24 protein-coding genes are annotated in these 26,514 nt (G+C 65.6%); 8 read left to right on the forward strand and 16 right to left on the reverse strand.

What is annotated here, in order from left to right; all coding sequences use genetic code 11:
- Window positions 1-41: 41 nt before the first annotated feature.
- The 3 genes from RAH32_RS01525 (at window position 42) to murJ (ending at window position 5,569) form a co-directional block, all read left to right on the forward strand.
- A complete protein-coding gene (locus tag RAH32_RS01525; RefSeq protein ID WP_306604502.1) occupies window positions 42-1,250 on the forward strand; it encodes a penicillin-binding protein activator in 1,209 nt (402 codons plus the stop codon).
- Between the two features lie 92 nt (window positions 1,251-1,342).
- Window positions 1,343-4,036: a [protein-PII] uridylyltransferase gene (locus RAH32_RS01530; protein WP_306605186.1), complete on the forward strand. Its 2,694-nt coding sequence runs from the start codon at window positions 1,343-1,345 to the stop codon at window positions 4,034-4,036.
- A 3-nt stretch (window positions 4,037-4,039) separates the two neighbouring features.
- Window positions 4,040-5,569 (forward strand): murein biosynthesis integral membrane protein MurJ, encoded by a 1,530-nt coding sequence (gene murJ, locus RAH32_RS01535; RefSeq protein ID WP_306604504.1) that lies wholly within the window; start codon window positions 4,040-4,042, stop codon window positions 5,567-5,569.
- On the opposite strand, the gene RAH32_RS01540 is transcribed toward murJ, so the two are convergent.
- A complete protein-coding gene (locus tag RAH32_RS01540) occupies window positions 5,566-6,267 on the reverse strand; it encodes a rhomboid family intramembrane serine protease (RefSeq protein WP_306604506.1) in 702 nt (233 codons plus the stop codon). The genes murJ and RAH32_RS01540 overlap by 4 nt on opposite strands.
- A 75-nt stretch (window positions 6,268-6,342) precedes the next feature.
- Between RAH32_RS01540 and trpS the strand changes: the two genes are divergently transcribed.
- Window positions 6,343-7,377 carry a tryptophan--tRNA ligase gene (gene trpS, locus RAH32_RS01545; RefSeq protein ID WP_306604508.1) on the forward strand — a complete coding sequence of 345 codons (1,035 nt, stop codon included), beginning with the start codon at window positions 6,343-6,345 and terminating at the stop codon, window positions 7,375-7,377.
- A 77-nt stretch (window positions 7,378-7,454) separates the two neighbouring features.
- Here trpS and RAH32_RS01550 read toward each other — a convergent pair whose 3' ends face one another.
- The 4 genes from RAH32_RS01550 to rplU form a co-directional block, all read right to left on the reverse strand.
- Complete coding sequence (locus RAH32_RS01550; protein WP_306605188.1) at window positions 7,455-8,435, reverse strand: LLM class flavin-dependent oxidoreductase; 981 nt, start codon at window positions 8,433-8,435, stop codon at window positions 7,455-7,457.
- A 147-nt stretch (window positions 8,436-8,582) separates the two neighbouring features.
- Window positions 8,583-9,161, reverse strand: a complete 579-nt coding sequence (locus tag RAH32_RS01555) for a GNAT family N-acetyltransferase (protein WP_306604510.1) — start codon at window positions 9,159-9,161, stop codon at window positions 8,583-8,585.
- An 80-nt stretch (window positions 9,162-9,241) separates the two neighbouring features.
- The gene (gene rpmA, locus RAH32_RS01560) at window positions 9,242-9,514 is read right to left on the reverse strand and encodes a 50S ribosomal protein L27 (protein WP_103172829.1); all 273 of its coding nucleotides are present in this window, start codon (window positions 9,512-9,514) and stop codon (window positions 9,242-9,244) included.
- Between the two features lie 12 nt (window positions 9,515-9,526).
- Window positions 9,527-9,889, reverse strand: a complete 363-nt coding sequence (gene rplU / locus RAH32_RS01565) for a 50S ribosomal protein L21 (protein ID WP_306604512.1) — start codon at window positions 9,887-9,889, stop codon at window positions 9,527-9,529.
- A 263-nt stretch (window positions 9,890-10,152) separates the two neighbouring features.
- On the opposite strand from rplU, the gene RAH32_RS01570 reads away from it, so the two are divergent.
- Window positions 10,153-11,127 carry a zinc-binding metallopeptidase family protein gene (locus tag RAH32_RS01570; RefSeq protein WP_306604515.1) on the forward strand — a complete coding sequence of 325 codons (975 nt, stop codon included), beginning with the start codon at window positions 10,153-10,155 and terminating at the stop codon, window positions 11,125-11,127.
- Here the strand turns inward: RAH32_RS01570 and RAH32_RS01575 are convergent.
- A complete protein-coding gene (locus tag RAH32_RS01575; RefSeq protein WP_306604517.1) occupies window positions 11,124-12,932 on the reverse strand; it encodes an ABC-F family ATP-binding cassette domain-containing protein in 1,809 nt (602 codons plus the stop codon). The two genes, RAH32_RS01570 and RAH32_RS01575, sit on opposite strands and share 4 nt — an antisense overlap.
- Window positions 12,933-13,042: 110 nt before the next feature.
- On the opposite strand from RAH32_RS01575, the gene RAH32_RS01580 reads away from it, so the two are divergent.
- Complete coding sequence (locus RAH32_RS01580) at window positions 13,043-13,981, forward strand: nucleoside hydrolase (protein ID WP_306604519.1); 939 nt, start codon at window positions 13,043-13,045, stop codon at window positions 13,979-13,981.
- Here RAH32_RS01580 and RAH32_RS01585 read toward each other — a convergent pair.
- The 8 genes from RAH32_RS01585 to pyrH form a co-directional block, all read right to left on the reverse strand.
- Window positions 13,953-14,615: an OmpH/Skp family outer membrane protein gene (locus tag RAH32_RS01585; protein ID WP_306604521.1), complete on the reverse strand. Its 663-nt coding sequence runs from the start codon at window positions 14,613-14,615 to the stop codon at window positions 13,953-13,955. The two genes, RAH32_RS01580 and RAH32_RS01585, sit on opposite strands and share 29 nt — an antisense overlap.
- Entirely contained in the window at window positions 14,615-16,915 is a 2,301-nt protein-coding gene (gene bamA, locus RAH32_RS01590; RefSeq protein ID WP_306604523.1) for an outer membrane protein assembly factor BamA, read from the reverse strand. The genes RAH32_RS01585 and bamA overlap by 1 nt, the downstream gene beginning before the upstream one ends.
- A 104-nt stretch (window positions 16,916-17,019) precedes the next feature.
- Window positions 17,020-18,351: an RIP metalloprotease RseP gene (gene rseP, locus RAH32_RS01595; RefSeq protein WP_306604525.1), complete on the reverse strand. Its 1,332-nt coding sequence runs from the start codon at window positions 18,349-18,351 to the stop codon at window positions 17,020-17,022.
- Window positions 18,348-19,505: a 1-deoxy-D-xylulose-5-phosphate reductoisomerase gene (gene dxr, locus RAH32_RS01600; protein WP_306604527.1), complete on the reverse strand. Its 1,158-nt coding sequence runs from the start codon at window positions 19,503-19,505 to the stop codon at window positions 18,348-18,350. The genes rseP and dxr overlap by 4 nt, the downstream gene beginning before the upstream one ends.
- 3 nt (window positions 19,506-19,508) lie before the next feature.
- A complete protein-coding gene (locus RAH32_RS01605) occupies window positions 19,509-20,354 on the reverse strand; it encodes a phosphatidate cytidylyltransferase (RefSeq protein WP_306604529.1) in 846 nt (281 codons plus the stop codon).
- Window positions 20,351-21,085, reverse strand: a complete 735-nt coding sequence (gene uppS, locus RAH32_RS01610) for a polyprenyl diphosphate synthase (protein WP_306604531.1) — start codon at window positions 21,083-21,085, stop codon at window positions 20,351-20,353. The genes RAH32_RS01605 and uppS overlap by 4 nt, the downstream gene beginning before the upstream one ends.
- 9 nt (window positions 21,086-21,094) lie before the next feature.
- The gene (gene frr / locus RAH32_RS01615) at window positions 21,095-21,658 is read right to left on the reverse strand and encodes a ribosome recycling factor (RefSeq protein WP_306604533.1); all 564 of its coding nucleotides are present in this window, start codon (window positions 21,656-21,658) and stop codon (window positions 21,095-21,097) included.
- A gap of 118 nt (window positions 21,659-21,776) precedes the next feature.
- Window positions 21,777-22,511: a UMP kinase gene (gene pyrH, locus RAH32_RS01620; protein ID WP_306604535.1), complete on the reverse strand. Its 735-nt coding sequence runs from the start codon at window positions 22,509-22,511 to the stop codon at window positions 21,777-21,779.
- A 92-nt stretch (window positions 22,512-22,603) separates the two neighbouring features.
- On the opposite strand from pyrH, the gene miaA reads away from it, so the two are divergent.
- Window positions 22,604-23,497 (forward strand): tRNA (adenosine(37)-N6)-dimethylallyltransferase MiaA, encoded by an 894-nt coding sequence (miaA, locus tag RAH32_RS01625; RefSeq protein ID WP_306604537.1) that lies wholly within the window; start codon window positions 22,604-22,606, stop codon window positions 23,495-23,497.
- A gap of 579 nt (window positions 23,498-24,076) precedes the next feature.
- On the forward strand, window positions 24,077-24,574 hold the full coding sequence (locus RAH32_RS01630; RefSeq protein ID WP_306604539.1) for a helix-turn-helix transcriptional regulator: 498 nt from the start codon (window positions 24,077-24,079) through the stop codon (window positions 24,572-24,574).
- Here the strand turns inward: RAH32_RS01630 and RAH32_RS01635 are convergent.
- Both RAH32_RS01635 and RAH32_RS01640 read right to left on the reverse strand, forming a co-directional pair.
- Window positions 24,562-25,305: an RlmE family RNA methyltransferase gene (locus RAH32_RS01635; protein WP_306604541.1), complete on the reverse strand. Its 744-nt coding sequence runs from the start codon at window positions 25,303-25,305 to the stop codon at window positions 24,562-24,564. The two genes, RAH32_RS01630 and RAH32_RS01635, sit on opposite strands and share 13 nt — an antisense overlap.
- Before the next feature lies 1 nt (window position 25,306).
- Complete coding sequence (locus RAH32_RS01640; RefSeq protein WP_306604542.1) at window positions 25,307-26,428, reverse strand: Ppx/GppA phosphatase family protein; 1,122 nt, start codon at window positions 26,426-26,428, stop codon at window positions 25,307-25,309.
- Between the last annotated feature and the right edge of the window lie 86 nt (window positions 26,429-26,514).

Here is a 26,514-nt window from a genome sequence, read left to right on the forward strand (position 1 = left end):
TGCCCGCACCTCGCCGATACCTTACAGCAGGGAAGTTTCATATGGTCGTTTCCGCCACAACCCGGCCCGCCACGGGATTGCGCCGCGTCGTCACGGGTGCCGCTGCCATCCTGTCCGCCTTTGTTCTTGCGGCTTGCGAACCCGTGGGCGGATCGCAACAGGCCAGCGGCCCCGCCATCGGCCCCCTGATCAATCCCGGAGAGCCGGTTCGGGTTGCCCTGCTGGCGCCGGGGGGCAGCGGATCAGCCGATCTGGAATGGCTGTCGCGCAGCCTGAAGAACGCTGCACGGATGGCCGCGGCGGATGCGCAGGGCGCCAGTATCGACCTGCGCGTCTATGATACCGGCACCAGCACCGAACAGGCGGTGGCCCAAGCCAACGCGGCGGCGGACGCGGGCGCGCAGATCATCGTCGGCCCCCTGTTTGCCGAAGGCGCCAATGCCGTCGGCAATGCCATGCGGCCGCGCAACATCAACGTGCTGACCTTCTCGAACAACGCCGAGATCGCGGGCGGCAACGTCTTCATCCTGGGCAACAGCTTCGCCAATATCGCCGACCGGCTGGTCGGCTATGGCGTGCGCCAGGGCAAGCGCAACGTCTATGTCGTGGCCGAGGACGACATCGCGGGCCAGCTTGGCGGGCGCGCCATCGAAACCGCCATCGCCCGCAACGGCGCGCGCATGGCAGGACGCATCAACCACCCGGTATCCGTCACCGGCATTGACGCCGTGGTCCCGCAGATCGCCAATGCGACGCAGTCTGGACAGGTCGATGCGGTGTTCATGACCGCCAACAACCAGGCCGTCCTGCCCTATCTGACCGAAAAACTGGCCGCAGCCGGAGTCCGGTCGCCGGTGACGCAGATGATGGGGCTGACCCGCTGGGACCAGCCGCCCGCGCGCATGTCGCTGCCGCAGTTGCAGGAAGGCTGGTTTGCGATCCCCGACCAGGGCCTGCGGGCGCAGTTCGACGCCCGCTATCGCAGCGCATACGGCGAACAGCCGCATGAACTGGCAAGCCTTGCCTATGACGGGGTCGCGGCCATCGCGTCGCTGGTGCGCGGAGGACAGCGCAATGCCCTGACCACCACCGGGCTGACGCAGCGGGCGGGCTTTGCGGGCGTGGGCGGGGTCTTCCGGCTGCGGCCTGACGGCACCTCGGAACGCGCTCTGGCGGTGGCCACCCTGCGCGGCAACCGGCTGGTGATCCTGGATCCGGCACCGCGCGGCTTTGGCGGCGCCGGGTTCTGATCTTGGCCGACCGTTCCGCTACGGCAGTCCTGCAAAGCGCCCCGGCCCTGTCCGGGGCGCATCCCGTCTTTGCCCCCCACACGTTCCTGCCCATGCTGGACGCGGCGCTGCACGGGCTGACCGACCGCCGCGAAATCCGCGCCCGCACTGTCGCCGTCCTGTCCGAAGCGCGTGCCGAGGCGATGCGCGCCATCGAGGCGGGCCTGACCAGCCACCCCCGCGCCGCGCGGGAAACCGTGCGCGCCATCGCCAGCCTGACCGACGGCATCGTCATCGCCACCCACCATGTCGCGACGGTCTGGCTGCACCCCCAGCGGTCCCAGTCCGAGGCCGAGCGGCTGGCCGTGCTGGGCGTCGGCGGTTACGGCCGGGCCGAGATGGCGCCCGCGTCGGACGTGGATCTGCTGTTCCTGACGCCGTGGAAGATCACCGCCTGGGCCGAGAGCGTGGTCGAATCCATGCTGTATATCCTTTGGGATCTGAAGCTGAAGATCGGCCATTCTATCCGCAGCGTGGAAGACTGCATCCGCCTGGGCGCAGCCGACATGACCATCCGCACCTCGCTGGTGGAACACCGGCTGGTCACCGGACACGCCCCTTTGGCCGAGGAACTGCGCGAACGCCTTTGGGTCGAACTATTCTCGAAGACCGTTCCCGAATTCATCGAGGCAAAGCTCGAGGAACGGTCGGCCCGCCACCAGCGGCAGGGCGGGCAAAGATATGTCCTCGAACCCAATGTCAAAGAGGGGAAGGGCGGGCTGCGCGACCTGCAAACGCTTTACTGGATCGCGAAGTATATCCACCGCGTCGATCGCGCGGTCGAACTGGTCGATCTTGGCGTCTTCACGCGCGAGGAACATCTGGCCTTCTGGCAGGCCGAGGATTTCCTGTGGGCCGTGCGCTGCCACCTGCACCTGATCGCGGGGCGGCCCGTGGACGTGCTGTCCTTCGACATGCAGGTCGAGGTCGCGCGGCGCATGGATTACCGCGATACATCCGCCCGGCGAGGCGTCGAATACTTCATGCAGGATTACTTCCGCCACGCCACCCATGTGGGCGAACTGACCCGCGTCTTCCTGACCGAACTTGAGGCGCGCCACGTCCGCAGCGCCCCCTTCCTGGGCCGCCTGTTCCGCCGCCGCCGCAAGGTGAAGACCGGCTTCACCGACAACCATGGCCGGCTTGGCATCGCCGATGACGCCGAATTCTTGCGCGATCCCCTCAACATCCTGCGCCTGTTCGAGGAGGCGCTGCGCACCGGCATCCTGATCCATCCCGACGCGATGCGGCTGGTCGCAGCCAATCTGGATCTGATCGACGACAGGGTCCGCAGCGACCCGGAAGCCATCCGCATCTTCATGGACCTGCTTCTGAAGCACGGCAATCCCGAACGCGGGTTGCGGCGCATGAACGAATTGGGCGTGCTGGCCGCCTTCATCCCGGAGTTCGAGCCGGTCGTGGCGATGATGCAGTTCAACATGTATCACCACTATACCGTGGACGAGCATTCGATCCAATGCGTCGCCGCCCTGGCCGAGATCGAGCGAGGCGAGCATCCCGACGACCTGCCGCTTTCCAGCGAGATCATGGAAAGCGGCATCAACCGCCGCGTCCTGTATCTGGCGGTGCTTCTGCACGATATCGGCAAGGGCCGGCGCGAGGATCATTCGATCCTTGGTGCCCGTCTGGCACGCCGGATCGCAGCGCGCTTCGGCTTTCCGCAGGACGACATCGACACGGTGGAATGGCTGGTCCGCAACCACCTGCTGATGTCGGACGTGGCCCAGAAACGCGACATTGCCGACCCCCGCACCCTGCGCGACTTCGCCAAGGCGGTGAAGACCCGCAGGCGGCTGGACATGCTGCTGGTGCTGACCGTCTGCGACATCCGCGGCGTCGGCCCCGGCACCTGGAACAACTGGAAGGCCGCGCTGCTGCGCAAGCTGCACACGGAAACAGCCCTGGTCCTGGAAAACGGGCTGGAGGAGCTGAACCGCGCCCGCCGCCAGAACGAGGCCAAGCGCAGCCTGCGCCACATGCTGATCGCCAAGGGCTGGGAACCCCGGACGATCAGGGCGGAACTGGGCCGCCACTACGACAACTACTGGTCGGGGCTGCCTACGGAAACGCAGGCGACCTTTGCCGAACTGCTGGGCGACATCGGGCCGGACGAGATCCGCATCGACCTGTGCGCCGACCACGACCGCGATGCGACCCGCGCGGCCTTTGTTCTGGCCGACCACCCGGGCATCTTCTCGCGTCTTTGCGGGGCACTGACGCTGATGGGCGCGAACGTGGTGGATGCGCGCACCTACACCACCCGCGACGGCTTCGCGACGGCGGTGTTCTGGGTGCAGGATCCCGATGGCAGCCCCTTTGACGAAGACCGGATGCCCAGGCTGCGCCAGAAAATCCTCAGCATTCTGATGGGCGAAATCGTCGCACGAGAGGCTTTTGCCACCCGCGACAAGCCCAAGAAGCGGATGCGGGAATTCAAGTTTCCCACTCATGTCACCTTCGACAATGAAGGCAGCGACATCTATACCATCATCGAGGTCGATACCCGCGACCGTCCGGGTCTGCTTTACGACCTGACGCGGACCATGGCCGCGAACCACATCCAGATCGTCAGCGCGGTGATCGCCACGTTCGGCGCGCAGGTTGTGGACAGCTTCTATGTCAAGGACATGTTCGGCCTGAAGCTGCACAGCGAGGCCAAGCGCGACGCCTTGGAAAAGAAGCTGCGCGCGGCTATTGCCGACGGGGCAAAACGGGCAGAGGCATAATTCATGAAATCGGGACTGGTGCGCGGATTCCTCTCGGTAGGGATCTGGACCTTCGTGTCGCGCGTCTCGGGCTTTGTCCGCGACATCCTGATGGCGGCATGGCTGGGCAGCGGGGCTGTCGCCGACGCCTTCTTCGTGGGCCTGTCCCTGCCCAACATGTTCCGCCGCTTCTTCGCGGAAGGCGCCTTTAACACCGCCTTCGTGCCAATGTTCGCCAAGAAGCTGGAAGATCGCGCGGACGCGCAGCGTTTCGCGTCCGAGGCTTTTTCGGGGCTGCTGATGTCCGTCCTGATCCTTTCGGCGGTGGCGATGGTCTTCATGCCGGGGCTGGTCTGGCTGATGGCCTCGGGCTTTGCGGGCGACGAACGGTTTCCTCTGGCGGTGCAATACGGGCGGATCATGTTCCCCTACATCCTGCTGATCTCGCTGGCCTCGATGATCTCGGGCGTGCTGAACGCGAATGGCCGCTTTACTGCGGCCGCCGCTGCGCCGGTGCTGCTGAACCTGCTGTTCATCGCGGCCATGGCGGTGGCCTGGTGGCGGGGCTGGGACGTGGGCCTGACACTGGCCTGGTCCACGCCGCTGACCGGGATCGCGCAGCTTGCACTTGTCTGGTGGGACGCGCATCGCACCGGCTGGTCCTTTCATCCGCAACGCCCGCGCCTGACGCCCGACATGCGCCGCCTGCTAGCCGTGGCCCTGCCCGCAGCCTTCGCGGGGGGAGTGGTGCAGATCAACCTGCTGGTCGGCCGCCAGGTCGCCAGCCATTTCGAAGGCGCGATTTCCTGGCTGTCCTATTCCGACCGCCTGTATCAGCTGCCCCTGGGCGTCGTCGGCGCGGCGGTGGCCGTGGTCCTGCTGCCCGAACTGGCCCGCCGCTTGCGCGCGGGCGATCACACGGGCGGCCAGTCAGCCTATTCCCGCGCAACGGAATTCGGCCTGTTCCTGACCCTGCCCGCCGCCTTCGCCATCGCCGTGATCGCGGAACCCATGGTCCGCACCCTGTTCGAGCGGGGCGAGTTCACCGCCTATGACACCACCCAGACCGCCCGCGCGCTGATCGTCTATGCCTTCGGCCTGCCTGCCTTCGTGTTGCAGAAGATCCTGCAACCGCTGTATTTCGCGCGCGAGGACACAAAGACACCCTTCCGCTATGCCCTATGGTCGATGGTGGTGAACGCGATCGTGGCCTTCGGCCTGATGCCGATCCTGGGCTTCCTGGCTGCGGCGCTTGGCACAACAGTCGCCGCCTGGATCATGGTCGCGCAACTGTGGTGGGGCACACGGGCCATGGGCGATGCGGCCCGCGCCGATGACCGCCTGCGCCGCAAGGCGCCGCTGATCGTCCTGTCATCGGCGCTGATGGCGGGCGCGCTGTGGCTGATGACGGGCTGGCTGGACGATGCGGGCATCGGCCGCGTGCCGGGCCTGGCGATCCTGGTATTCGGCGGGGCCGCGATCTATTTCGCGCTCAGCTTCCTGACGCGGGCCTATCGGCTTTCCGATTTGAAGGCAGCCGTTCGGCGCGGCTAGCGCGCCCGGATCTGGCGCAGCACCCGCTGCACGCCGCCGTCCACCAGCACGAAGCTGAGAAGGAAGCCCGCGCCAAAACCCGCAATCTCGGCGATCCAGCCATAGCCCGCGCCGCCGAAGCCGATACCGAAGACAAGCTGGAAGGCCAGCAGCATCCCGATCAGCGTGAAGGCCCGCATCCGGTTGGAATGGACCGCGCCCAGACGCGACCACAGCAGGAAGGTGAAGGCACCGACCAGCCCATAGACCGCTGGATATCCCCCGATCAGCGGCCCCGGTCGCCCCGGCAGGACCGAAATCGCCGCCGTATAGACCAGGGCGCCGCCGATGGCCGAACCCAGGAACAGCGCGACAACCGCCCAGGGGCGAAACTCTCGCGCGATCATGTTGCCAAGTGCCAGCGTGAAGACCACCACGAACAGCGCGTGGGTGAAGGACGAATTGACAAAGCTGTAGGACAGGATGCGATAAGCCTGGTCCCAATCCACTGCGCCAAGCTGCCACATGCGCTGCACCATTTCGGGCGCGAAGGCGGTCATCTGCATGGCCGAAAGCCGCAGGCCCACGCCCTGCGCCCCGCCGATCAGCCCCGTCTGGCCCAGCAGGAACACGATCTCGCCCGCGATGGCCGGCAGGGCCAGGGCCCAAAGCACGACAGGCAGCGGGTTGAGTGGCGAGACGGGATTGGCCTGGCGCATCGGGATTCCTTCGCGGTTGCGGTCGCTTTGGCCAAGGGCTAAGCCACTGGCAGCGAAAATCCAAGCAGGCCCGACATGACCGAGACGACGAAAATCCGTTTCAAACCGCGTATCTTCTCGGGCATCCAGCCTTCAGGGGGATTGACGCTGGGCAACTATCTTGGCGCCCTGAAACGCTTCGCGGCCCTGCAAGGGGGCGAGGCCGAGACGATCTATTGCCTGGTCGACCTGCACGCGATCACCGTCTGGCAAGAGCCCGAAACCCTGCGCCGCAACATCCGCGAGGCCGCGGCGGCCTTCATGGCGGCGGGCGTCGACCCGCAGGTCTCGGTGCTGTTCAACCAAAGCCAGGTGTCCGCCCATGCAGAGATGGCTTGGCTTTTCAACACGGTGGCTCGGGTTGGCTGGATGTACCGGATGACCCAGTTCAAGGACAAGGCCGGCAAGAACACCGAAAACGTCAGCCTGGGCCTTCTGGCCTATCCCGCGCTGATGGCCGCCGACATCCTGACCTATCAGGCAACGGCCGTGCCGGTGGGCGAGGACCAGAAGCAGCACCTGGAACTGACCCGCGACATCGCTGCCAAGTTCAACCACGATTACGGCGTCGAACAGTTCCCCATCACCGAACCGTTGATCGAGGGCGTGGCGACCCGTGTCATGTCGCTGCGCGACGGATCGAAGAAGATGTCGAAGTCCGACCCTTCGGACGCCAGCCGGATCAACCTGACCGACAGCGCCGATGCGATCGCGCAAAAGATCCGCAAGGCCCGCACGGATGCCGACCCCCTGCCCGGCACGACCGAAGGCCTGAAGGACCGCCCCGAGGCGCGCAACCTGGTCAACATCTATGCCGCCCTGGCCGACCAAACCCCTGACGCGGTCCTGTCGCAGTTCGAGGGACAAGGCTTCGGCGCCTTTAAACCCGCGCTTGCCGATCTTGCCGTCGCCTCCCTTGAACCGATCACGAAGCGGATGAACGGCTTCATGGCCGACCCGAGCGAGATCGACCGCATCCTGGGCGCAGGCGCCGTCCGCGCGGACGAGATCGCCACACCGATCCTGGACCGCACGAAAGAGATCATGGGCCTGCTGCGCACGCGCCCCTGACCTGACACAGGAAGGCCGCCCCGTCACGGGATCGGGGCGGTCCTGCCGAATCGACGTTTCTGGGGCGCTCCGCTCGGCTAGATCGCCTTCATCACATCGGCCGCGATCTCGAAACTGCGCAGCCGCGCCTGGTGATCATGGATCTGGCCGGTCAGGATCACCTCGTCCGGGCGGTAGGTCGCGATCAGGTCGCGCAACTGAACCCCGACCTCGTCCGGGCTGCCGAACGCGCTGATCTTCAGCGCCTCGTCTACCATGCGCCGCATCTGGCCGCCGATCTCGGCATCCAGATCCCGAACGGGACGCGGCAGCTTGCCCGGCATCCCCGTCCGCAGCCGCGCGAAGGCCAATTGCATCGAGGTTCGCAGGTAACGCGCCTCTTCGGCATCGTCGGCCGCGAAAACGTTGATCGCCAGCATCACCTGCGGCCGATCGTTCCACGGACCCGGCCGGAACCGCTCGCGATAGATCGCGATGGCCCGATCCAGATCCGAAGGCGCGAAATGGCTGGCAAAGGCATAGGGCAGGCCCAAATGCGCGGCCAGCTGCGCGCCGAACAGGCTGCTGCCCAGGATCCAGACCGGCACGTTCGTGCCCTCGCCCGGTAGCGCGCGAACCGGGGCGCCGGGCCGCTCGGGGCCGAGATAATCCAGCAGTTCGACCACATCCTGCGGAAAGCTGTCTGCCATTGGATCACGGCGCAAGGCCCGGATGACGGCTCCATCGCCGCCCGGCGCCCGTCCCAGACCTAGGTCGATCCGGTCCGGGAATGCCGTGGCCAGGGTGCCGAAAGCCTCGGCCACGGTCAAAGGCGCATGGTTGGGCAGCATGATCCCGCCCGCGCCGACCCTGATCCGCGACGTTGCCTGTGCCACCAGCCCGATCAACACCGCCGTGGCCGCGCTGGCGATGCCCGGCATGTTATGATGTTCCGCCAGCCAGAACCGGCGATAGCCCCAGTTCTCGGCATGAAGCGCCAGATCAAGGGTGTTTCGGATCGCCTGGGCAGCCTCGGAACCCTCAGGCACCGGCGAAAGATCGAGAATGGAATAGGGAATGCTCATGCCAGACGAGGTATGGCAGGCGATCGGGATTGCAATGGCGCAAGATGCAGAAACTGCAACGCCCCATCTTCTGTGCCCCAAATATCCTCAGGGGGTGAATGGCGCGCAGGCGCGCCAGAGGGGGCGCGAGCGCCCCTTCCCTTACATCTTGCGCAGATAGGTCCAGGTCGGCACGCGCGCATTGCGGGCGACCGACCAGCTTTCGGCATCACCGAGATAGACGAAGCCGCAATTGGTCAGCACCCTTGCGGAACCGGGATTATCCTGAAACGCCTCGGCAAACAGGGTGCGGGCATTATGCGGGTTGGCCTTGACCAAGGCGTCCACAGCCTCGGTCGCGAAGCCGGTGTTCCAGAAACCCGCGCCGATCCAGAAACCCAGTTCGGACTGGTCGCCTTCCATCCGGGTCAGTGACACGACCCCCAGCAGCTCGGCCAGCTTGTTGGCCGATCCGTCGATGGCCCAGACATCCTCGGTCCGCTGCGCCGACAAGGCGCGGGCGACAAAGGCTTCGGACGCGCCGGGCGGCAGCGGATGGGGAATGGCGCGCGTGCCTTCGGCCACACGCTTGTCGGCGGTGTAATGGGCAATCATCCCCGCATCCGAAGGACGCAAGGGACGCAGGACGAACCGTTCCGTGGCAATGACGGGCTGGTTCAGCGTGGCGTCCGATATCTTCAGGTCGTCCAAACGCGTCCCCTCCCGCATCGGTGCTGACATGACCATCTTCCCTCCCCGGAAAACAGGCGGGGGACCGGCTTTCGCCGATCCCCCTGTAACAGTGAAATGTTAAGCTCGGGTTACTCGGCGGCTTCAAGGGTCGCGGGGACCACCGAAATGAAGGTGCGGCCTTTCAGGCCCTTCTTGAAGGTAATCTGGCCGTCGGTCAGGGCGAACAGGGTATGATCCTTGCCCATGCCGACATTGGTGCCAGCCCACCATTTCGTGCCGCGCTGGCGCACGATGATGTTGCCCGCGACGGCTTCCTGGCCGCCATACAGCTTGACGCCCAGACGGCGGCCAGCCGAATCGCGACCGTTGCGGGACGAACCGCCTGCTTTCTTGTGTGCCATGGCTCAGTCTCCTTACGCGTTTTCTTTGGTGCGCGCGCCGACGGCGGTCTTCACGCCGGTCGATGCCGCGCCTTCGGCCAGAACATCCGTCACGCGCAGCAGGGTCAGTTGCTGGCGATGCCCGCGCGTGCGCTGCGAGCTGTGCTTGCGGCGGCGCTTGACATAGGTGATGACCTTGTCGGCCTTGATCTGGTCGATCACTTCGGCCTGCACGCAGGCGCCGTCCACAAGGGGCGCGCCCAGGGTCGTGCCGACCATCAGGATTTCGTTGAACTGGACCTTGTCGCCAGCCGCGGCATTCAGCTTTTCCACGCGCAGGACATCGCCCGCCTGCACCTTGTATTGCTTGCCGCCCGTCTTCAGAACCGCGAACATCGCTTCTTTTCCTTCGTTGCCGCGTCCTTCGGCCCCGGACCATACCGGCGTTCGGGTCGCCCCGCCTTCGGACAGCGCATCCCCCGCAAGGAGATGTCATTGAAAATAACACACCGGCCAAGGGCAGTCGCCCGGCCGGTTGGCGGGGATATGGCGGATTTCCCCGTTCGAGTCAAGCATCACACGGCGGCGAAATTTCCACGGCTGCATGGAACCTTGACCCATGGCAAGCTTTTGTCCGCAGCCACCGAGGAAAACCCATCATGCAGAGCTTTACCTGCCCGGATTGCAACGCCCGCGTCTATTTCGAGAACCTGTTCTGCGCCTGCGGCGCCTCGCTCTATTACGAGCCCGAGGCACGGGCCATGTTGAACCAGGGGGAACCCTGCGCCAACCGCGACACCATCCAGTGCAACTGGGTCGCCGCGCCGGGCGGGGCGCTTTGCCGGTCCTGCGCCATGTCGGATGTCGTCCCTGCGTTGAATGTCGGCGACAACCAGCAGCTTCTTGAAAGGGCCGAGCGGGCGAAACGATGGGTGCTGGCCAATCTGTCCAACTGGCAATGGTTCACCGATGCCGACCAGGGAATGCGGCCCCGCTTTCAGATGCTGTCGGAAAACACCGGCGGCGGTCGTGCCGAACAGATCATGATGGGACACGACAACGGCGAGATCGTGATCAACGTGACCGAGGCGGATGAGCTGATCCGCGTCCAGCGGCAGCAGCAGCTTGGCGAGCAATACAGGTCCATGGTCGGCCACTTCCGGCACGAACTGGCGCATTTCCTGTTTGATCGTCTGGCCGTCGCGCCAGGCTTCCTGGATGAATTCCGGCCCCTGTTCGGGGATGAGACCGCCGACTACGCCGCCGCCCTGCAAGAGCATTACGACAACCCCAAGGATCCGGGTGAGGATTACATCACCGCCTATGCCACGTCCCATCCGCATGAGAATTGGGCCGAAACCGTGGCGCACCTGTTGCACATGGTCGATTTCACCGACAGTTTCGTCAGCGCGGGACTGTTGATGAAGAATGTTCCCGACGGCTATCAACCCTATGCCGAAGCGGACGCCGACCGTCTGCTGAACATCGCGACCGAGGTCGCCATCGCCATCAACGACATCAACCGCGCGCTGGACAATTCGGACCTGTATCCCTTCATCCTGACGCCGAAGATCCGAGAAAAGATCAAGTTCGCGCATGGCTGGATCAGCAACCATGCCGCGCGGGGCGCCTAGGCTGAGGCCTTCTCCTCTAGCGCCAGCCATTCGTCCTCGGCCTCGGACAAGGCCTGCTGCCGTTCGGCCAGGGCCTCGGTCGCCTTCTGGAACTTGGCCGGGGCGGTCGTGAACAGGTCGGGCTGGGCCAGGAACTCGGACAGCTTGGCGATCTCGGCCTCAAGACGCTCGATCACGGCGGGCAGCGCGTCAAGGCGGTGTCGCTCGGTGAAGGACAGGCCGGATTTGGCGGCCTTAGGTCTGTCCGGCGCAGTCTCGGCCTTTCTGGGGGCACTTTCCAAGACAACCGGCGCCTCCTCACCGCGTTGCGCGCGGTAGTCGGACCAGCCGCCCGCATAGACAGTCGCGCGGCCATCGCCCTCCATCGCCACGGTGGTATCGGCCACGCGGTCGATGAAATCGCGGTCATGGCTGACCAGCAGCACGGTGCCGTCGTAGTCGCCCAGCAGATCCTGCAGCAGATCCAGCGTTTCCACGTCCAGGTCGTTGGTCGGTTCGTCCAGCACCAGCATGTTCGAAGGACGCGCCATCAGCCGCGCCAGCAACAGCCGCGCCTTTTCGCCACCCGACAGGCTGCGAATGGGCGCGCGGGCCTGGGCGTCGTCGAACAGGAAATCCTTGAGATAGGCCACCACATGCCGCGGCTGGCCGCGCACCATCACCTGGTCGGCCCGGCCGGAAACGCGCATGTCGGGGTCGCCGGTCAGCGACTCCCACAAGGTCTGGTCCGGGTTCAGCGCCGAGCGGGTCTGGTCGAAGACCGCCAGTTCCAGGTTGGTGCCCAGCGTGACCGTGCCTGCGTCGGGCGCGATCTCTCGGGTCAGCATCTTGATCAGCGTGGTCTTACCCGCACCGTTCGGGCCGACAAAGGCCACCCTGTCGCCCCGGTTCACCAGCAGGTCGAAGGGCCGCAGGATCGTGCGGTCGCCGAAGGATTTGGCGATGCCCTTGGCCTCGATCACCTTCTTGCCCGATTGCGGCCCCGAATCCAAAGCCATGGCCGCCGTTCCCTGCCGGCGGATCTGGGCGCTGCGTTCGGCCCGCAATGCCGCCAGCGCGCGGACGCGGCCCTGGTTGCGCTTGCGACGTGCGCTGATGCCCTCGACCGCCCAGCGGGCCTCGGCCTTGATCTTGCGGTCCAGCTTGTGGCGGGCGTCATCCTCGGCCGCCCAGACGGATTCGCGCCAGTCCTCGAAACCCTCGAAGCCCTTCTCCTGACGGCGAACATCGCCCCGGTCGATCCACAGGGTGGCACGGGTCAGGCGGCGCAGGAAGGCGCGGTCATGGCTGATGATGACATAGGCCGCGCGGGTCTGGGACAGGTGATCCTCCAGCCAGCCGATCGCCTGGATGTCCAGGTGGTTGGTCGGCTCGTCCAGCAGCATCAGTTCCGGCGCCTGCGCCAGAAGGCGCGCCAAGGCGGCGCGGCGGCGTTCCCCGCCGGATGCCGTCTCGACCGGACGAGCGGGATCGAACTTCAATCCCTCCGCAGCCATCTCGACACGATAGGACTCCGCCTCAGGCAGGCCCGATGCGGCGAATTCGCCCAGCGTCGCGAAGCCCGACAGGTCGGGGTCCTGTTCCATATAGCCGGTGGTCACCCCGGCACCTGCCACGACCTCGCCCCGGTCAGGTTCGACCAGGCCCGCCATGACCTTCATCAGCGTCGATTTCCCCGATCCGTTGCGCCCCACCAGGGCAACCCGGTCGCCAGGCTGGATGGTCAGGGACAATCCATCGAAAACGGGATTTCCGCCAAAGGTCAGCGAAATGTCGGACAGTTGAAGAAGCGGTGCGCGTGCCATGGTGCGGCCCCTATCGCGGGGCAGGCGGAGGGTCAATGGATCCCTGCCCAAGGGGGCTTGCACCGCCGGACATTCCCTTTCACAACGGCGCGACGCCGCAGGAGGTTCGCATGGCCCGCAAGATCATCATCGACACGGACCCGGGTCAGGACGACGCGGTGGCGATCCTGCTGGCCCTTGCCAGCCCCGAACTGCACGTGCTGGGCCTGACAGCCGTCGCGGGCAACGTGCCGCTGGCGCTGACCGAACTGAATGCCCGCAAGATCCTGGAACTGGCAGGCCGGACCGAGATCCCGGTCTTCGCAGGCTGCGACCGACCCCTGGTCCGCCCCTTAATCACGGCGGAACATGTCCACGGCAAGTCGGGCCTTGATGGTATCGAACTGCCTGCGCCCTCGGTCGCCTTGCGGCCGGGGCACGGGGTCGATTTCATCATCGACATGCTGCGCCGCGAACCCGCCGGAACGGTGACGCTGGTCCCCATCGGTCCCCTGACCAACATCGCCCAGGCCTTCCGGCAGGCCCCCGACATCGTCGGCCGCATCCAGGAAATCGTCCTCATGGGCGGCGCCTATTTCGAGGTCGGCAACATCACCCCTGCCGCCGAATTCAACATCTTCGTTGACCCCGAAGCCGCAGCCGAGGTCTTTGCGGCAGGCGCCCCGCTGGTGGTGATGCCCCTGGACGTGACGCACGAGGCGCTGACGTCGCGTGACTGGATCGAACGGATGCGCGCCCTGCCGGGCCGCTGCGGCCGCGCCATCGCAAGCTGGACGGATTTCTTCGAACGTTTCGACAAGGGAAAATACGGAAGCGAAGGCGCCCCCCTGCACGATCCCTGCACGATCGCCTGGCTGCTGCGACCCGATCTGTTCACCGGGCGTCACATCAATGTCGAAATCGAAACGGCGGGCCGGTTCACGACCGGAATGACGGTTGCGGACTGGTGGCACGTGACAGACCGACCGGCGAATGCCAACTTCATCCGGCATGTGGACCGCGACAGGCTGTTCACGCTGTTCACCGATCGTCTGGCGCGCCTTCCCTAGGCTGCTTCCCGTCCAGAACCGGCAGGGGAACGGTGCCCGACCCGTCACCCAGTTCCGCGTTCAGGCGCTGGACCAGATCCTGCGTCATGTCGATGGCATCCATGGACACGAAGACCGTGCGGCGGTCCAGAACCGCCACCGCATTGCGTTCCTGCATCATCTCGCCCATCAGCGGCAGCGCGGCGCGATAGAAGGCGGCGCGGTCGGCCTCGGCCCAGGCGTTCAGATCCTGGACGACCTGCGCGCGCTGACGACGCACTTCGGTTGCGCGGGTGTCGAAGGCCTCGGCCCGCCTGCGGAACTCGGCCGGGTCCAGGGTGCCGCGCTGTTCGGTCAGGGTCGCTTCCTCGGCCGAAAGCTGGGCTGCAAGCCGCTGGTTCTCGGTTTCGATCTTGCTGCCTTCCTGTTCCAGCACGCGCTGCGTCCGGTTGCCCCAATCGGATGCCGCGAAAAGGACGTCCTGATCGACGGTCAGGATCGGCGCCGTCAGGGGTTTGGCATTGGCGGGCGTCTGGATCGTGCGAGAGGGCAGTTCGGGCGCGGCCGGCTGCTCCTGCTCGGGGGTTTGCTGGCCGGCGGCGGCGCCCGGCAGGGCAAGCAGCGCGCACAGCCCGATCCATTTGGCGATCCGCATCAGAACCGGGTCGAGATGGTCAGATCGAAGTTCTGCTCCTCGTCATAGTCTTCCTTCTTGACCGCCTTCGAGAAGTTGAAGCGCAGCGGCCCGATGGGCGTGGTCCAGAAGATCGACGCACCGACCGATGCGCGGACATACATGGAATCATCGACCTCGGCGCCTCCGGTTCCGATGGTGTTGTCCAGCCCCCAGATCGACCCGACATCCGCGAACAGGCCGCCCGTAATGCCGTATTCCTCGGGCAGGCCGACGGGGAACTGCGCCTCGGTGCGAACCACCCAGAAATAGTTGCCCCCCAGGCCGTCCTCGTTCTCGGCCACCAGGTCCCGCGGACCGATGCCGTTGGGTTCGAACCCGCGGATGCGCGTGCCGCCACGATAGCGGTCGAGGATCCAGGTGGAATAATCGTCATAGGAATGGATGGCGCCCGCCTCGAACTCGGCACGAAGGGTCACCTCCTCGCGCCAGGCATTGCTTTCCACCCCGGCCAGGCCGCTGGTCGTCACGCTTTTCGTGTCGCCGCCAAGCCCCGCGAAATCCTGAGAGAAGCGCAGCTTGTAGCTGGTCAGCGGGTCCAGCCCGGTGATGCGCGTGTCCCACAGATAGCTGTAGCCCAGGGCCGAGGTGACGCGCTGCCCTTCCTCTGCCTGGAGCAGTTCCGAACTGTCGTCCTCGACCCCGCCCAGGGTTTCCTTGGACAGGCGATAGCGCAGTTCCAGACGCCCGTTCTGGGAAATCGGAAACTCGATCGAGGGCCGGACGCCGACCGATCGGGTGTTATAGTCCGAATTGAGGCCTTCGGTGACGTTGTAATAGGTGTTGAAGCCGAAGCGCAGGTCGCGGCCCAGGAAATAGGGCTCGATGAAGGTAAAGGACGACTGCTGGTCGCCATCGGCGGTCGAGATCGACAGCCCGACCGTCTGGCCACGCCCCAGGAAGTTGTTTTCCTGCAAGGATGCGTTCAAGCCCACGCCCGAAGCCACGCCATAGGAGGCCCCGAAGGACAACGACCCGGTCGGCTGTTCTTCCACGTTCACATCGACGATGACCTGTTCGTCGCTGCTGCCTGGGCGGCTTTCGACCTGGGCATCGCTGAAATAGCCAAGCGCGCGGATGCGTTCGGCGGCGTTGCGGATTTCGCGCGGGTTGAAAGGGTCACCCTCGACCGTGTTGAACTGGCGGCGGATCACCTGGTCCAGCGTGGTCGTGTTGCCCTCGATGTCGATGCGTTCCACGAAGACGCGCGGGCCGCGCGTGATGGCGAAGGTCAGGTCCAGCGTCTGGCTCTGGGGGTTGCGCGTCACGCGGGGTTCGATATTGACGAAGTTCAGCCCCTGCTGCAGCGCGATCGTTTCCATCCGGCGGATGGTGTTGTCGATGGCGGCGGGGTTATACACGTCGCCCCGGTCCACCCGGTTCTGAGCGGCAAAGGGGGCTGCATCCACGCCGGGGATCTCGGACACGGTGTTCACCTGCGCGAAACGATAGCGCGGGCCTTCCTGGATGTTGAAGGTGATGTAGAAGGCATCGCGTTCGCGTGCCAGTTCGGGGGCCACCGCCTGCACCCGGAAATCGGCATAACCGCGCGACCGATAGAAATCGGTCAGCAACTGTTCGTCCAGTTGCAGCCGTTCGGGCGCAAAGGTGTCGCGGCGGATGAAGGTGCGCAGGATGCCCGCCTGCTTGGTGTCCAGGACGTTGCGCAAGCGGCGGTCGCTGAAGGCGCGGTTGCCGGTAAAGCCGATACGCTCGATTTCCGTCACGTTGCCTTCGCGGACCTCGAAGACCAGATCGACGCGGTTGTCGCTGCGGCGGATGATGCGCGGATCGACGCGGGCGGCCAGGCGCCCCTGCGCGGCATAGGCCTGGGCAATGTTGTTGGCGTCCTGAATGGCCTGGCTGGGCTGATAGACCCGCCGCGACTGGCTTTGCACGACCTCGGCCAGCTGCTCGTCGTTGATGCGGCGGTTGCCCTCGAAGCTGATCTGGTTGATCGTCGGGTATTCGCTGACGCGGATCACCAGGACATTGCCCTGGGGCACGATCTCGACCGTCTCGAACAGGCCCGAGTTCTGCAGACGTTGCAGTGCGTCGTTCAACTCGCCCGCCGACACATCCTGGCCGCGCGCGATATTGGCATAGGACAGGACGGTGACCGGTTCGACCCGCTGCGCGCCCTCGATGCGCACGTCGTTGAACACATAGGCCGAAGCCGCCGCGGGGATCAGTGCCGCCGGGGCCGCAATCGTCAAGGCCGTCACCAGGGCGACCGCGCCCCTGCCCAGTTTCCGTGTCATTGCTGTCCCTCTTGTCGTCAGCCTGCAACGGCACCCTTTTCGGCGCCTTCTTTTGTGTCAAGCTTGTGCATCAATCCGCCTGCCCTGTCAAAACGCATCGCGCGTCAGGGGCAGAAAAGATCGTTGGTCAGGCCGAAAATCATCAGCGACAGCACCGCCGCCATGCCCATCGCCGTCAGAAGATTCAGGGCCTTATCCGAGGGCGGACGGCCGGTGATCGCTTCCCAAGTATAGAACATCAGGTGTCCGCCATCGAGAACCGGGATCGGCAGCAGGTTCAGAAAGCCGATGGCCGCCGACAGGACCGCGATCCACCACAGGAAATTGCCGCCCCCCGCGCTTGCCGCCTGGCCCGTGCTTTCGGCGATGCTGATCGCCCCGCCCAGGTTGCAGCTGTCGATCTGGCCCGAGATCATGGCCCACATCCCCGACAGGGATGACGCGATGATCCCCCAGGTCTGCCGGATGCCCAGCCCCAGCGATTCGAGCAGCCCGGCGGCACGCGTGGCGGGGGTGAAAAAGCTTTCGCCGCCGGTCACGCCGATCAGCCAGCGGCGTTCGTAGCCGCCACCCTCAGCCGGCAGATCCTGCATCTTGGGCACCAGCGTGTAATCGGCAACCCCCGCACCCGGACGCCAGACCTGCAAGGCAAGCGGCTGGCCTTCGGCGCCCTCGACCGCCTCGCGCATCTGGGTGAACCGGCTGACCGGCTGGCCGTCTATGGCCATCACCACATCGCCCGCGCGCAGACCGGCATCGGCGGCCGCGCTGCGGGGTGCCACGCCGCTGATGCGGGCAGGCATCGGGTCAGGGCCGCGCACCGTCCTCTCGGCGCCGTCGCGCAGAACCGTCCAGTCCTGATGATCGGCCACCGGCAGGGTTTGTGCGATCGCGCCTAAGTCGCTCCAGCTTTCGACCGGCTGGCCGCCCAGGGCCAGGATCCGGTCACCCGGTTGAAGCTCATTGACCACGCCCGGCGGCGCATCGGCAATGGTGCCGACCTGCGGTTCGTCCGTCGGAAGACCTTGGAACAGCGCAAAGCCGCCGAAAACCAGGATCGACAGGATGAAATTGAACACCGGCCCGGCCAGCAACGTGGCGAACCGCGCCCAAAGCGGTGCCCCTGTCAGGGTCTGCCGCCGCAGCGCAGGATCGACCTCCCGGCCCGGCCCCGCGCTTGCCGCATTAGCATCGCCCAGGAAGCGCACATATCCGCCCAGCGGTATCGCCGCCACCTGCCACAGCGTGCCGCGTCGGTCCCGGCGCGAGATCAGGCGCGGACCGAAGCCCACAGAAAACACCTCGGCCCGGATGCCGGACAGCCTGCCGATATAGTAATGGCCGAATTCGTGAACGGTCACGATCACGGCAAGCGCCACGAAGAACGCCGCCAGCGTCCACAGCGTGCCGCCGAATTGCGGAATCAGGTCGGTCATGCGGCGGCTTCCTTGCGTGCTTCGCGGTCCCAGTGAAGAACCGTGTCCAGGTCAGCCGGATCATCGCCGAAACCGGCCCGTCCCGACAGGGCCTGCAAGGTCATTTCCACGCGAGGCGCCATGGCCGTGAACGCGACCCGGCCCGCGATGAAGTCATCCAAGGCCTGTTCCTTGGCGGCATTGAACACGGCGCCTGCCATGCCGCCTGCCGCCATCACCTCTCGCGCAAGGCGAAGGGCAGGCCAGCGGACCTCGTCCGGGGCGCGGAAGGTCAGGCTGCCGATCGCCGCCAGGTCCAGAGGCGCCACGGGCAGAGGCGCGCGGTCCGGCCAGTTCAGCGCGTATCCGATGGCATGGCGCATGTCAGGCGCCCCCAGATGCGCGATGGTGCCGCCGTCGATGTGGCTAACCATCGCATGGATGATCGACTCCGGGTGGATCAGCACTTTGATCTGGTCGGGACGAAGGCCAAAGAACTCCTTTGCCTCAATGACTTCCATGGCCTTGTTGAACATCGACGCGCTGTCGATGGTGATCCGCTGGCCCATTGCCCAGTTGGGATGGGTCGAGGCCTCGGCCACGGTGGCGGCGGCCAGACGCTCCAGCGGCCAATCCCGGAAGGCGCCGCCGGAAGCCGTGATCGTCACATCCTTGACGGATTCCAGGTTTTCCGATCCAAGCGCCTGAAAGATGGCTGAATGTTCTGAATCAACCGGGATGATCCTGGCCCCGCCAGCCATTGCGGTATTGCGCAACAGCGAACCGGCGCAGACCAGTGATTCCTTGTTCGCCAGGGCGAGGATGCCGCCTTGGGCAAGCGCCGTCAGTCCCGGCATCAACCCCGCTGCGCCGACGATGGACGACAAGACCCAGTCCGCAGGACGCGCCGCGGCCTCGATCAGGGCCTGCGGACCCGCCGCCGCCTTGACCCCGCTGCCCGCAAGGGCCGCGCGCAGGTCGCCCAGCAGTTCGGGATGGGCGGTTACGGCAATCTCGGCCCGCAACTCTCGGGCCATCTGCGCAAGACGCGCAATGTTGCGCCCGCCGGTCAGCGCAACCGTGTGATACGCCTCAGGTCCACCCGCGCGGCGGATCAGGTCGACGCCGTTCGCGCCGACGGACCCGGTGGCCCCAAAGATCGAAATCCGCCGCATCGGTCAGTTCACCGCCGGCAGAGCCGTCAGCAGCCCGATCAGCATGGTTGCCAGCACCGCGCCCGTCACGGCGTCGAAACGATCCATGAAGCCGCCATGCCCGGGGATCAGGTTGGAACTGTCCTTGACCCCTGCCCGGCGTTTCAGCCAGCTTTCGGCGATGTCGCCCATCTGCCCGGCAAGGCAGACGATCGGCGAACACCAGATCAGCATGGCGTCGCCCCGCCCCAGCCGCCACAGCAGAACCCCCAGCAGCAAGGCACCGATCCAGCCTGCGATGGTGCCCGACCAGGTCTTCTTGGGGCTGAGCGAGGGCCAGAACTTCGGCCCGCCGATCATCCGGCCGAAGAAATAACCCGCCGTGTCCGAGATGATGACGATGCCCATCAGCCACAGCACGAAATTCAGGCCGTAATGCTCTCGAAAGCCGACCAGGCCATAGGCGACCAGCATGATCGCCGCGCCGAACAGCGCATAGGTCCAGCGGTCGCGCGGCGCCGCGCCGGGGATACCGGCGATCAGCGGGAAGAACAGGGCCAGGATCGCCAGGGAATGATCGAATCCCAAGGCGATGGCCTGCGACATGAAGGCGATCACCGCCAGGGCAAAGGGCCGCCAGGCGCCGAAGATGCCAGGATGCAGGCGCGGGTTGCGCCAGCCGGTCATGGCCGCCAGTTCCCAGAAGGTTATCGCCGATATCAGCGCCATCGACAGCCGCAGCCACACACCCGTCGCCACGGCCAGCATGATGCCGATCCCCAGCAACACCAAGGTCGAGGCAACACGGCGCGACAGGTCGGCCCATTTGCCGGGCGAGGGCTTTGCTGCCCCAAGGCGCCCGGCGCTCATGCGCCCCCGAAACGCCGGTCCCGCATCCCGAAGCGGTCCAGGATCTGCGCAAGGTGGGCGGGCGTGAAGTCGGGCCACAGCACCGGCGTGAATTCGTATTCCGCATAGGCTGCCTGCCAAGGCAGGAAGTTCGAGGTCCGCGTTTCCCCGGACGTGCGAATCACCAGGTCGGGATCGGGATGTCCCGCCGTGTCCAGGCAGGCCGCCAGGTCTGCCTCGGTCGGGGTCTCGACTTCGCCCCGTGCGATCTTCTGGGCCAGCCTTGCTGATGCGCGGGTCAATTCGTCCCGCCCGCCGTAATTGATTGCCACCGTCAGGTTCAGGCGGCAATTCCCCGCCGTCCGAGCCTCGATCGAGGACATCAGCGCCTGAAGCTTGTCGTCCAGCCGTTCCCGTCCGCCGATGAAGCGCAGGCGCACGCCCTCGGCGGCCATGCCCTCGGCTTCATACTGGATATAGCGGCGGAAGATCTTCATCAGCCCAAGGACCTCCTCGGTCGTGCGCTTCCAGTTTTCGGTGGAGAAGGCATAGACGGTCAGCCAGTTCACGCCCAGGTCGGGACAGGCACGGACGATCTGCTTGACGCGTTCCGCCCCTCGCCGGTGGCCGACGAGGCGTGGCCAACCCTTGTTGGTAGCCCAGCGACCATTCCCATCCATGATGATGGCGACATGCCGGGGCCGCTGATCGACCCCGCCCGATAGCAGCAGCGGTGCGGTTTCAGCGGCCATGTTCGTCCCTCAGACCTGCATGATTTCGGCTTGCTTGCCTTCAAGCGCCTGATCGACACTGGCGATCATCTTGTCGGTCAATTCCTGGACGGCGGTTTCCCAGAACTTCTGGTCATCCTCGGGCATCCCGTTGGCCTTGCCCTTCTTGATCTGGTCCATGCCGTCGCGGCGCACGTTGCGGATCGCGACGCGGGCGCTTTCGGCATATTGAGCCGCGACCTTGGTCAGCTCGCGGCGCCGTTCCTCGTTCAGCTCGGGGATCGGCAGCATGATGATGGTGCCGTTCAGCTGCGGATTGATGCCCAAGCCGGATTCGCGCAGCGCCTTTTCGACCTTGCCCACCATGCCCTTGTCCCAGACGTTGATCGTGACCATGCGCGGTTCCGGGACGTTCACGGTGCCAAGCTGGTTGATCGGGGTCATCTGGCCATAGGCCTCGACCTGCACCGGGTCGATCATCGAGGCCGAGGCGCGGCCCGTCCGCAGGCTGGAGAATTCGTGGCGCAGGCTGTCCATCGCGCCCTTCATCCGCCGTTCCAGATCGTCGATGTCGATTTCGATGTCCTCTGCCATGGGGAACTGCCTTTGCACTGAATTTTGATTGCTTGTAACGAGTGATGCATACCTTGGCAAAGACTTTGCCCCGCTCTCAGGCAGGCCTTCGCCAGTGCGCCTGCAACCGGGCGGCGGCCTAGTTGTGGACCCGTGTGTAGGTGCCGCGGCCTTCCAGAATGCCCCGGAACCCGCCCGGCTCGTCCAGCGAGAAGACGATGATCGGCAGGCGGTTGTCGCGGGCCAGCGCGATCGCGGATGCGTCCATCACGCCCAGGTGCTTTTGCAGCACCTCGTCATAGCTGACCTCGCCGTAGCGCTTGGCGTCAGTATGCTTCTTGGGGTCCTTGTCATAGACGCCATCGACCTTGGTGCCCTTGAAGATCGCCTCGCAGTTCATCTCGTTCGCGCGCAGCGTCGCTGCCGTGTCGGTGGTGAAATACGGGTTCCCGGTGCCTGCGGCAAAGATCACGATCCGCTTCTTTTCCAGGTGCCGGATGGCGCGGCGGCGGATGTACGGTTCGCAGACCTCGTCCATGCGGATGGCGCTGATGACGCGGCAATGCAGGCCTTTCGCCTCAAGCGCGGACTGCATGGCAAGCGCGTTCATCACCGTGGCCAGCATCCCCATGTAGTCGGCGGTCGTCCGCTCCATCCCCTGTGCGCTGCCTTGCAGCCCGCGGAAGATGTTGCCGCCGCCGATCACCATGCAGACCTCGACGCCCATCTTCTGGACCGATTCCACCTCGTCGGCGATGCGCGCCACGGTGGGGGGGTGCAGGCCGTAACCCTGATCGCCCATCAGCGCCTCGCCCGAGATTTTCAGCATCACCCTGCCATATTGCGCGGGTGCTGCATTCTGATGATCGGTCATGTTCGTTCCTTCGTGTCAGCGCCGGTCGCTTTCATCGCGGCGCAAAATGTCGCAAAAGGCGGGCTTGTTCAACCGCCCGAAAGGCGCCTGCCTTGATCCCTCTGGACCAGATCGACCCCGCGCGCCACCTGCTGATCGCAGGACCGACGGCCAGCGGCAAGTCCGCGCTGGCCCTGGCGGTCGCGCAGGGACAGGGCGGGCTTATCGTGAACGCCGATGCGCTGCAAATCTGGTCATGCTGGCGGGTGCTGACCGCCCGGCCCGGTCCGGCCGAGGAAGCCGCCGCGCCCCATGCGCTGTATGGCCATGTCGCGCCGGGCGCGACCTATTCGGTCGGCGACTGGCTGCGCGAGGTGGCGGGGCTTCTGGACCGACGCCTGATCGTCGTGGGCGGGACCGGGCTTTACCTGACGGCACTGACGCAGGGACTGGCGCCCGTGCCCCCCGTCCCGGCCGAGATCCGGGCGGAAGGGGATGCCCGCCTGGCCCAGAAAGAGGGTCTGGCACGCATGGTGGCCGATTTAGACGCCCGCACGCGCGCCCGCATCGACACCCGCAACCCTGCCCGTGTCCAACGCGCCTGGGAAGTCTGGACTACGACCCGGCGGGGTCTGGCCGATTGGCAGGACGATACGCCGCCCCCCCTGATTGCGCCTGCGGATGCGCAGCGGATTCTTGTGACCGCTGACCGCGACTGGCTGGCTGGACGGATAGCAGATCGCTTCCACCTGATGATGCAACAGGGCGCCCTGGACGAGGTTCGCACCATGTTGCCTCAATGGGATCCGTCCCGCCAATGGGCGCGCGCCATTGGTGCGCCCGAACTGGTGGCCCATCTGCAGGGGGAACTTGATCTGGCGACGGCCATCGACCGTGCGATCATCGCCACCCGACAATATGCCAAGGGGCAGCGCATCTGGTTCAGGGGGCGAATGAAGGACTGGATGCATCTTCCTGCTGATGCAAAAAGCACACGCGGAAATTGATCCCCACCCCACCTGATTGATCAAAATCCGAATTTCGGCAATAATCCGCCTATGTAGTGATGTGTCAGGCGGTTTCTCATGTCGGCGTTCGGGCATTCGCAGTGGAACGGCTTTCCCTTCTCGGCCAGCCCGATCAGGGCGGGGCGGCCTCGGCAGGACACGGATGTGAACGCAGCGTCCATACCCGATGGCTTTATCCCGCCGTCGGCCGATCGCGCGTTGGTCCCCGTCCTGCCCGTATCACCTCCGGCCGCCATGCGACCCGTTCCACGCGAGGGTCGCCCCATTGGCCGGATGCAAGGGATACGGCTTCTGCCACTTGAGGCCTTTGTCTGGGGAAAGCGCGCCATGCCGCCGCAACCCCGCACACGCCCAGACCATGCCTTGATCTGGGTGATCGAAGGCCGGGTGCAACTGGATTTCCCGCGCGCCCATTTCGTCCTGCATGCAGGTGATGTGCGTTACATTCCCGCGGGGACGGCCTTTGCTGCAATGCCCGCTGCTGGGTCGCACGGGCATGTCGCGCTGATATCGCCCAGCCTTGCCGCCGGGGCGAAACCGCCTTTGCCGGACCGTGGGATGGCCGCATATGCTGGTTCCCACGCCACGCAGCTCGAGGCAACTCTGCACGAACTGGCCGTCGAGACTGCAAATCCCGACACCGGAATATTGTCGTGCCTGATCAACCTTCTGTCGCTGCGGCTGGGCCAGCTTCAACCCGGCCGCGCCCCCGATGTCAAGGAAACAGCACCGCCCGATCTTCCGTTGATCGAGCGGTTTCTGACCCTGGCGGAACAGCGGTTGGGATCGGCACGGTCAGTGGCCGAGCTGGCCGCAGAACTGCACAGCACCACGGCGCTTCTGGACCAGGCCTGCCTGGCCGCCCGAGGCAAACGGGCAATCGAAATGGTCCATGACCTGCAACTGGAACGCGCCGCAGACCTGTTGCGCAATACCGAACTGCCCCTGCCGCGCCTGGCCGCCGAACTGGGTTATTCCAGTCAGGCGCATTTCATCCGCGCCTTCGTGGCTGCCACCGGGCGCAGCCCCGATGCTTTCCGCGCTCAGTCCCGCTGATCGGGCTGCCGGCCCCGGAAGCCCGTGGCGACGACGAATTTCTCGGACGAATCGCTGCGGCTGGCGGGCGGCTTGACGTTCGCAACCTTGTCGAAATTGCGCTTCAGCATCGCCTGCATCTCGGTTTCCGCCCCGCCGGCCAAGACCTTGGCGACGAAAGTTCCACCAGGTTCGAGAATGTCGAAGGCCAAGGCTGCGGCTGCCTCGACCAACGCCACGATGCGCAGATGGTCCGTGCCCTTGTGGCCCGAAGACGCCGCCGCCATGTCCGACATCACCACATCGGCGGGACCGCCCAGCCATTCCTTGACCTTTTCGTCCGCGCCTTCGGACAGGAAATCAAGCTGATGGATCTCGGCCCCTGCAATGGGATCGACCTCCTGAAGATCGACGCCCAGCACCTTGCCCACGGCCTTGCCGCCCTTTTCGCCAAGCGCGTTCACGCGGTCCACGGCAACCTGGCACCAGCCACCGGGCGCGCAACCCAGATCGACCACACGCGCGCCGGGCACCAGGAAACGATACTTGTCGTCCAGTTCCAGGATCTTGAAAGCCGCGCGGCCGCGATAGCCTTCGCGCTTGGCGCGGGCGACATAGGGGTCGTTCAGCTGCCGTTCCAGCCACAGCTTGGAGGACAGCTTGCGGCCCTTGGCGGTCTTCACCCGCACCCGCAGGTCGCGCTGACCGCGCCCGCTGGATTTTCCCGCGCGGCTGGTGGGCGTCTTCGTCATCTCATGCCACTCCGTTCAGTCCATCCGCAGCCAGCACCCCATCGCGCACCATCTGGGAATAAAGCAAGCCCTCTCGCAGGCCGCGATCCGCCACCGACAGCTTGCTGGTGGGCCAGATCCGCATCAGGGTCTGCAGAATGGCCGCGCCCGACATGATCAGCGCGTGCCGTTCCCGTCCGATGCGTGGGTCCGCGCGGCGCCCGTCGGGACCAAGCTGCAGATAGGAATGGATCACCCGGTCGATCTGGTCGCTGGTCATTTCCAGCCCGTCCACCTTGGTCCGGTCATAGCGGCGCAGACCCAGGAAGCTGGCCGCGACCGTGGTGACCGTTCCCGAGGTGCCGATGATCTGGAACCCCTCATCCGGCGCGCCTTGGGCATAGGGGGTAAAGCCCGACAACATTTCCTCGAAATACCAGGACATCAGGGCAAAGCGGCCCCCGTCATCCTCGACATCGGCAAACTGGTCGCGCAGGGTCGCCACGCCCAGCGGCACGCTGATCCAGTCCACCACGCGGGCGCCGCCCGGCTGCGGATTGCCGAACCCGTCCGACAGCCGCATGATCGCGCGGGGGCGTTCCTTGGGTTCGACATCCTCAAGGTCGATCCAGACCAGTTCGGTCGATCCGCCGCCGATGTCCACCACCATCAGCGTTTCCGTCTTGTGGCTGACCAGCGGCGCGCAGGAAATCACGGCCAGCCGGGCTTCTTCCTCGGCGCCGATGGTTTCGATCTGCAACCCGGTCTCGCGGCGAATGGTGCGCAGCAGGTCACGGCTGTTGCGGGCGCGGCGACAGGCCTCGGTCGCGACCAGGCGCATGTTGCGCACGCGGTGCTGTTCCAGCTTGCGCCGGCAGACCTGCAGGGCATGGACCGTGCGCGCCATCGAACTGCGCGACAGCCGCCCAGACGCTTCCAGCCCCTGCCCAAGCTGCACCGGCTTGGAGAAGCTGTCGATGACCTGGAACTGACTGCCCTTCGGTCGGGCAATCAGCATCCGGCACGAATTCGTGCCCAAGTCGAGGGCAGCATAAAGCGCCCCCTCCTCGGGTTGGCGGGCGGCGGACGGCTCTACCGCGTTTTTCGGGAACGCGTCCGCACCCGCAGGACGCTTGGGCGCCATGACAACACGCCCTCCGATATCAAGTTGCATAAAACGTAACGCGCGCCTCCGGCCCGATCAAGGGGCGCCGAAAGGGTGATTGCCCA

It is taken from the genome of Paracoccus yibinensis, from assembly GCF_030846195.1.
Lineage (GTDB): Bacteria > Pseudomonadota > Alphaproteobacteria > Rhodobacterales > Rhodobacteraceae > Paracoccus > Paracoccus yibinensis.

Bases quoted from the DNA above. Each gene is read 5' to 3' on its own strand.
- RAH32_RS01525 (WP_306604502.1), top strand. From the start codon at position 42: ATGGTCGTTTCCGCCACAACCCGGCCCGCCACGGGATTGCGCCGCGTC.
- RAH32_RS01530 (WP_306605186.1), top strand. From the start codon at position 1,343: ATGCTGGACGCGGCGCTGCACGGGCTGACCGACCGCCGCGAAATCCGC.
- murJ (WP_306604504.1), top strand. From the start codon at position 4,040: ATGAAATCGGGACTGGTGCGCGGATTCCTCTCGGTAGGGATCTGGACC.
- RAH32_RS01540 (WP_306604506.1), bottom strand. From the start codon at position 6,267: ATGCGCCAGGCCAATCCCGTCTCGCCACTCAACCCGCTGCCTGTCGTG.
- trpS (WP_306604508.1), top strand. From the start codon at position 6,343: ATGACCGAGACGACGAAAATCCGTTTCAAACCGCGTATCTTCTCGGGC.
- RAH32_RS01555 (WP_306604510.1), bottom strand. From the start codon at position 9,161: ATGTCAGCACCGATGCGGGAGGGGACGCGTTTGGACGACCTGAAGATA.
- rpmA (WP_103172829.1), bottom strand. From the start codon at position 9,514: ATGGCACACAAGAAAGCAGGCGGTTCGTCCCGCAACGGTCGCGATTCG.
- rplU (WP_306604512.1), bottom strand. From the start codon at position 9,889: ATGTTCGCGGTTCTGAAGACGGGCGGCAAGCAATACAAGGTGCAGGCG.
- RAH32_RS01570 (WP_306604515.1), top strand. From the start codon at position 10,153: ATGCAGAGCTTTACCTGCCCGGATTGCAACGCCCGCGTCTATTTCGAG.
- RAH32_RS01575 (WP_306604517.1), bottom strand. From the start codon at position 12,932: ATGGCACGCGCACCGCTTCTTCAACTGTCCGACATTTCGCTGACCTTT.
- RAH32_RS01580 (WP_306604519.1), top strand. From the start codon at position 13,043: ATGGCCCGCAAGATCATCATCGACACGGACCCGGGTCAGGACGACGCG.
- RAH32_RS01585 (WP_306604521.1), bottom strand. From the start codon at position 14,615: ATGCGGATCGCCAAATGGATCGGGCTGTGCGCGCTGCTTGCCCTGCCG.
- bamA (WP_306604523.1), bottom strand. From the start codon at position 16,915: ATGACACGGAAACTGGGCAGGGGCGCGGTCGCCCTGGTGACGGCCTTG.
- rseP (WP_306604525.1), bottom strand. From the start codon at position 18,351: ATGACCGACCTGATTCCGCAATTCGGCGGCACGCTGTGGACGCTGGCG.
- dxr (WP_306604527.1), bottom strand. From the start codon at position 19,505: ATGCGGCGGATTTCGATCTTTGGGGCCACCGGGTCCGTCGGCGCGAAC.
- RAH32_RS01605 (WP_306604529.1), bottom strand. From the start codon at position 20,354: ATGAGCGCCGGGCGCCTTGGGGCAGCAAAGCCCTCGCCCGGCAAATGG.
- uppS (WP_306604531.1), bottom strand. From the start codon at position 21,085: ATGGCCGCTGAAACCGCACCGCTGCTGCTATCGGGCGGGGTCGATCAG.
- frr (WP_306604533.1), bottom strand. From the start codon at position 21,658: ATGGCAGAGGACATCGAAATCGACATCGACGATCTGGAACGGCGGATG.
- pyrH (WP_306604535.1), bottom strand. From the start codon at position 22,511: ATGACCGATCATCAGAATGCAGCACCCGCGCAATATGGCAGGGTGATG.
- RAH32_RS01630 (WP_306604539.1), top strand. From the start codon at position 24,077: ATGGCCGCATATGCTGGTTCCCACGCCACGCAGCTCGAGGCAACTCTG.
- RAH32_RS01635 (WP_306604541.1), bottom strand. From the start codon at position 25,305: ATGACGAAGACGCCCACCAGCCGCGCGGGAAAATCCAGCGGGCGCGGT.
- RAH32_RS01640 (WP_306604542.1), bottom strand. From the start codon at position 26,428: ATGGCGCCCAAGCGTCCTGCGGGTGCGGACGCGTTCCCGAAAAACGCG.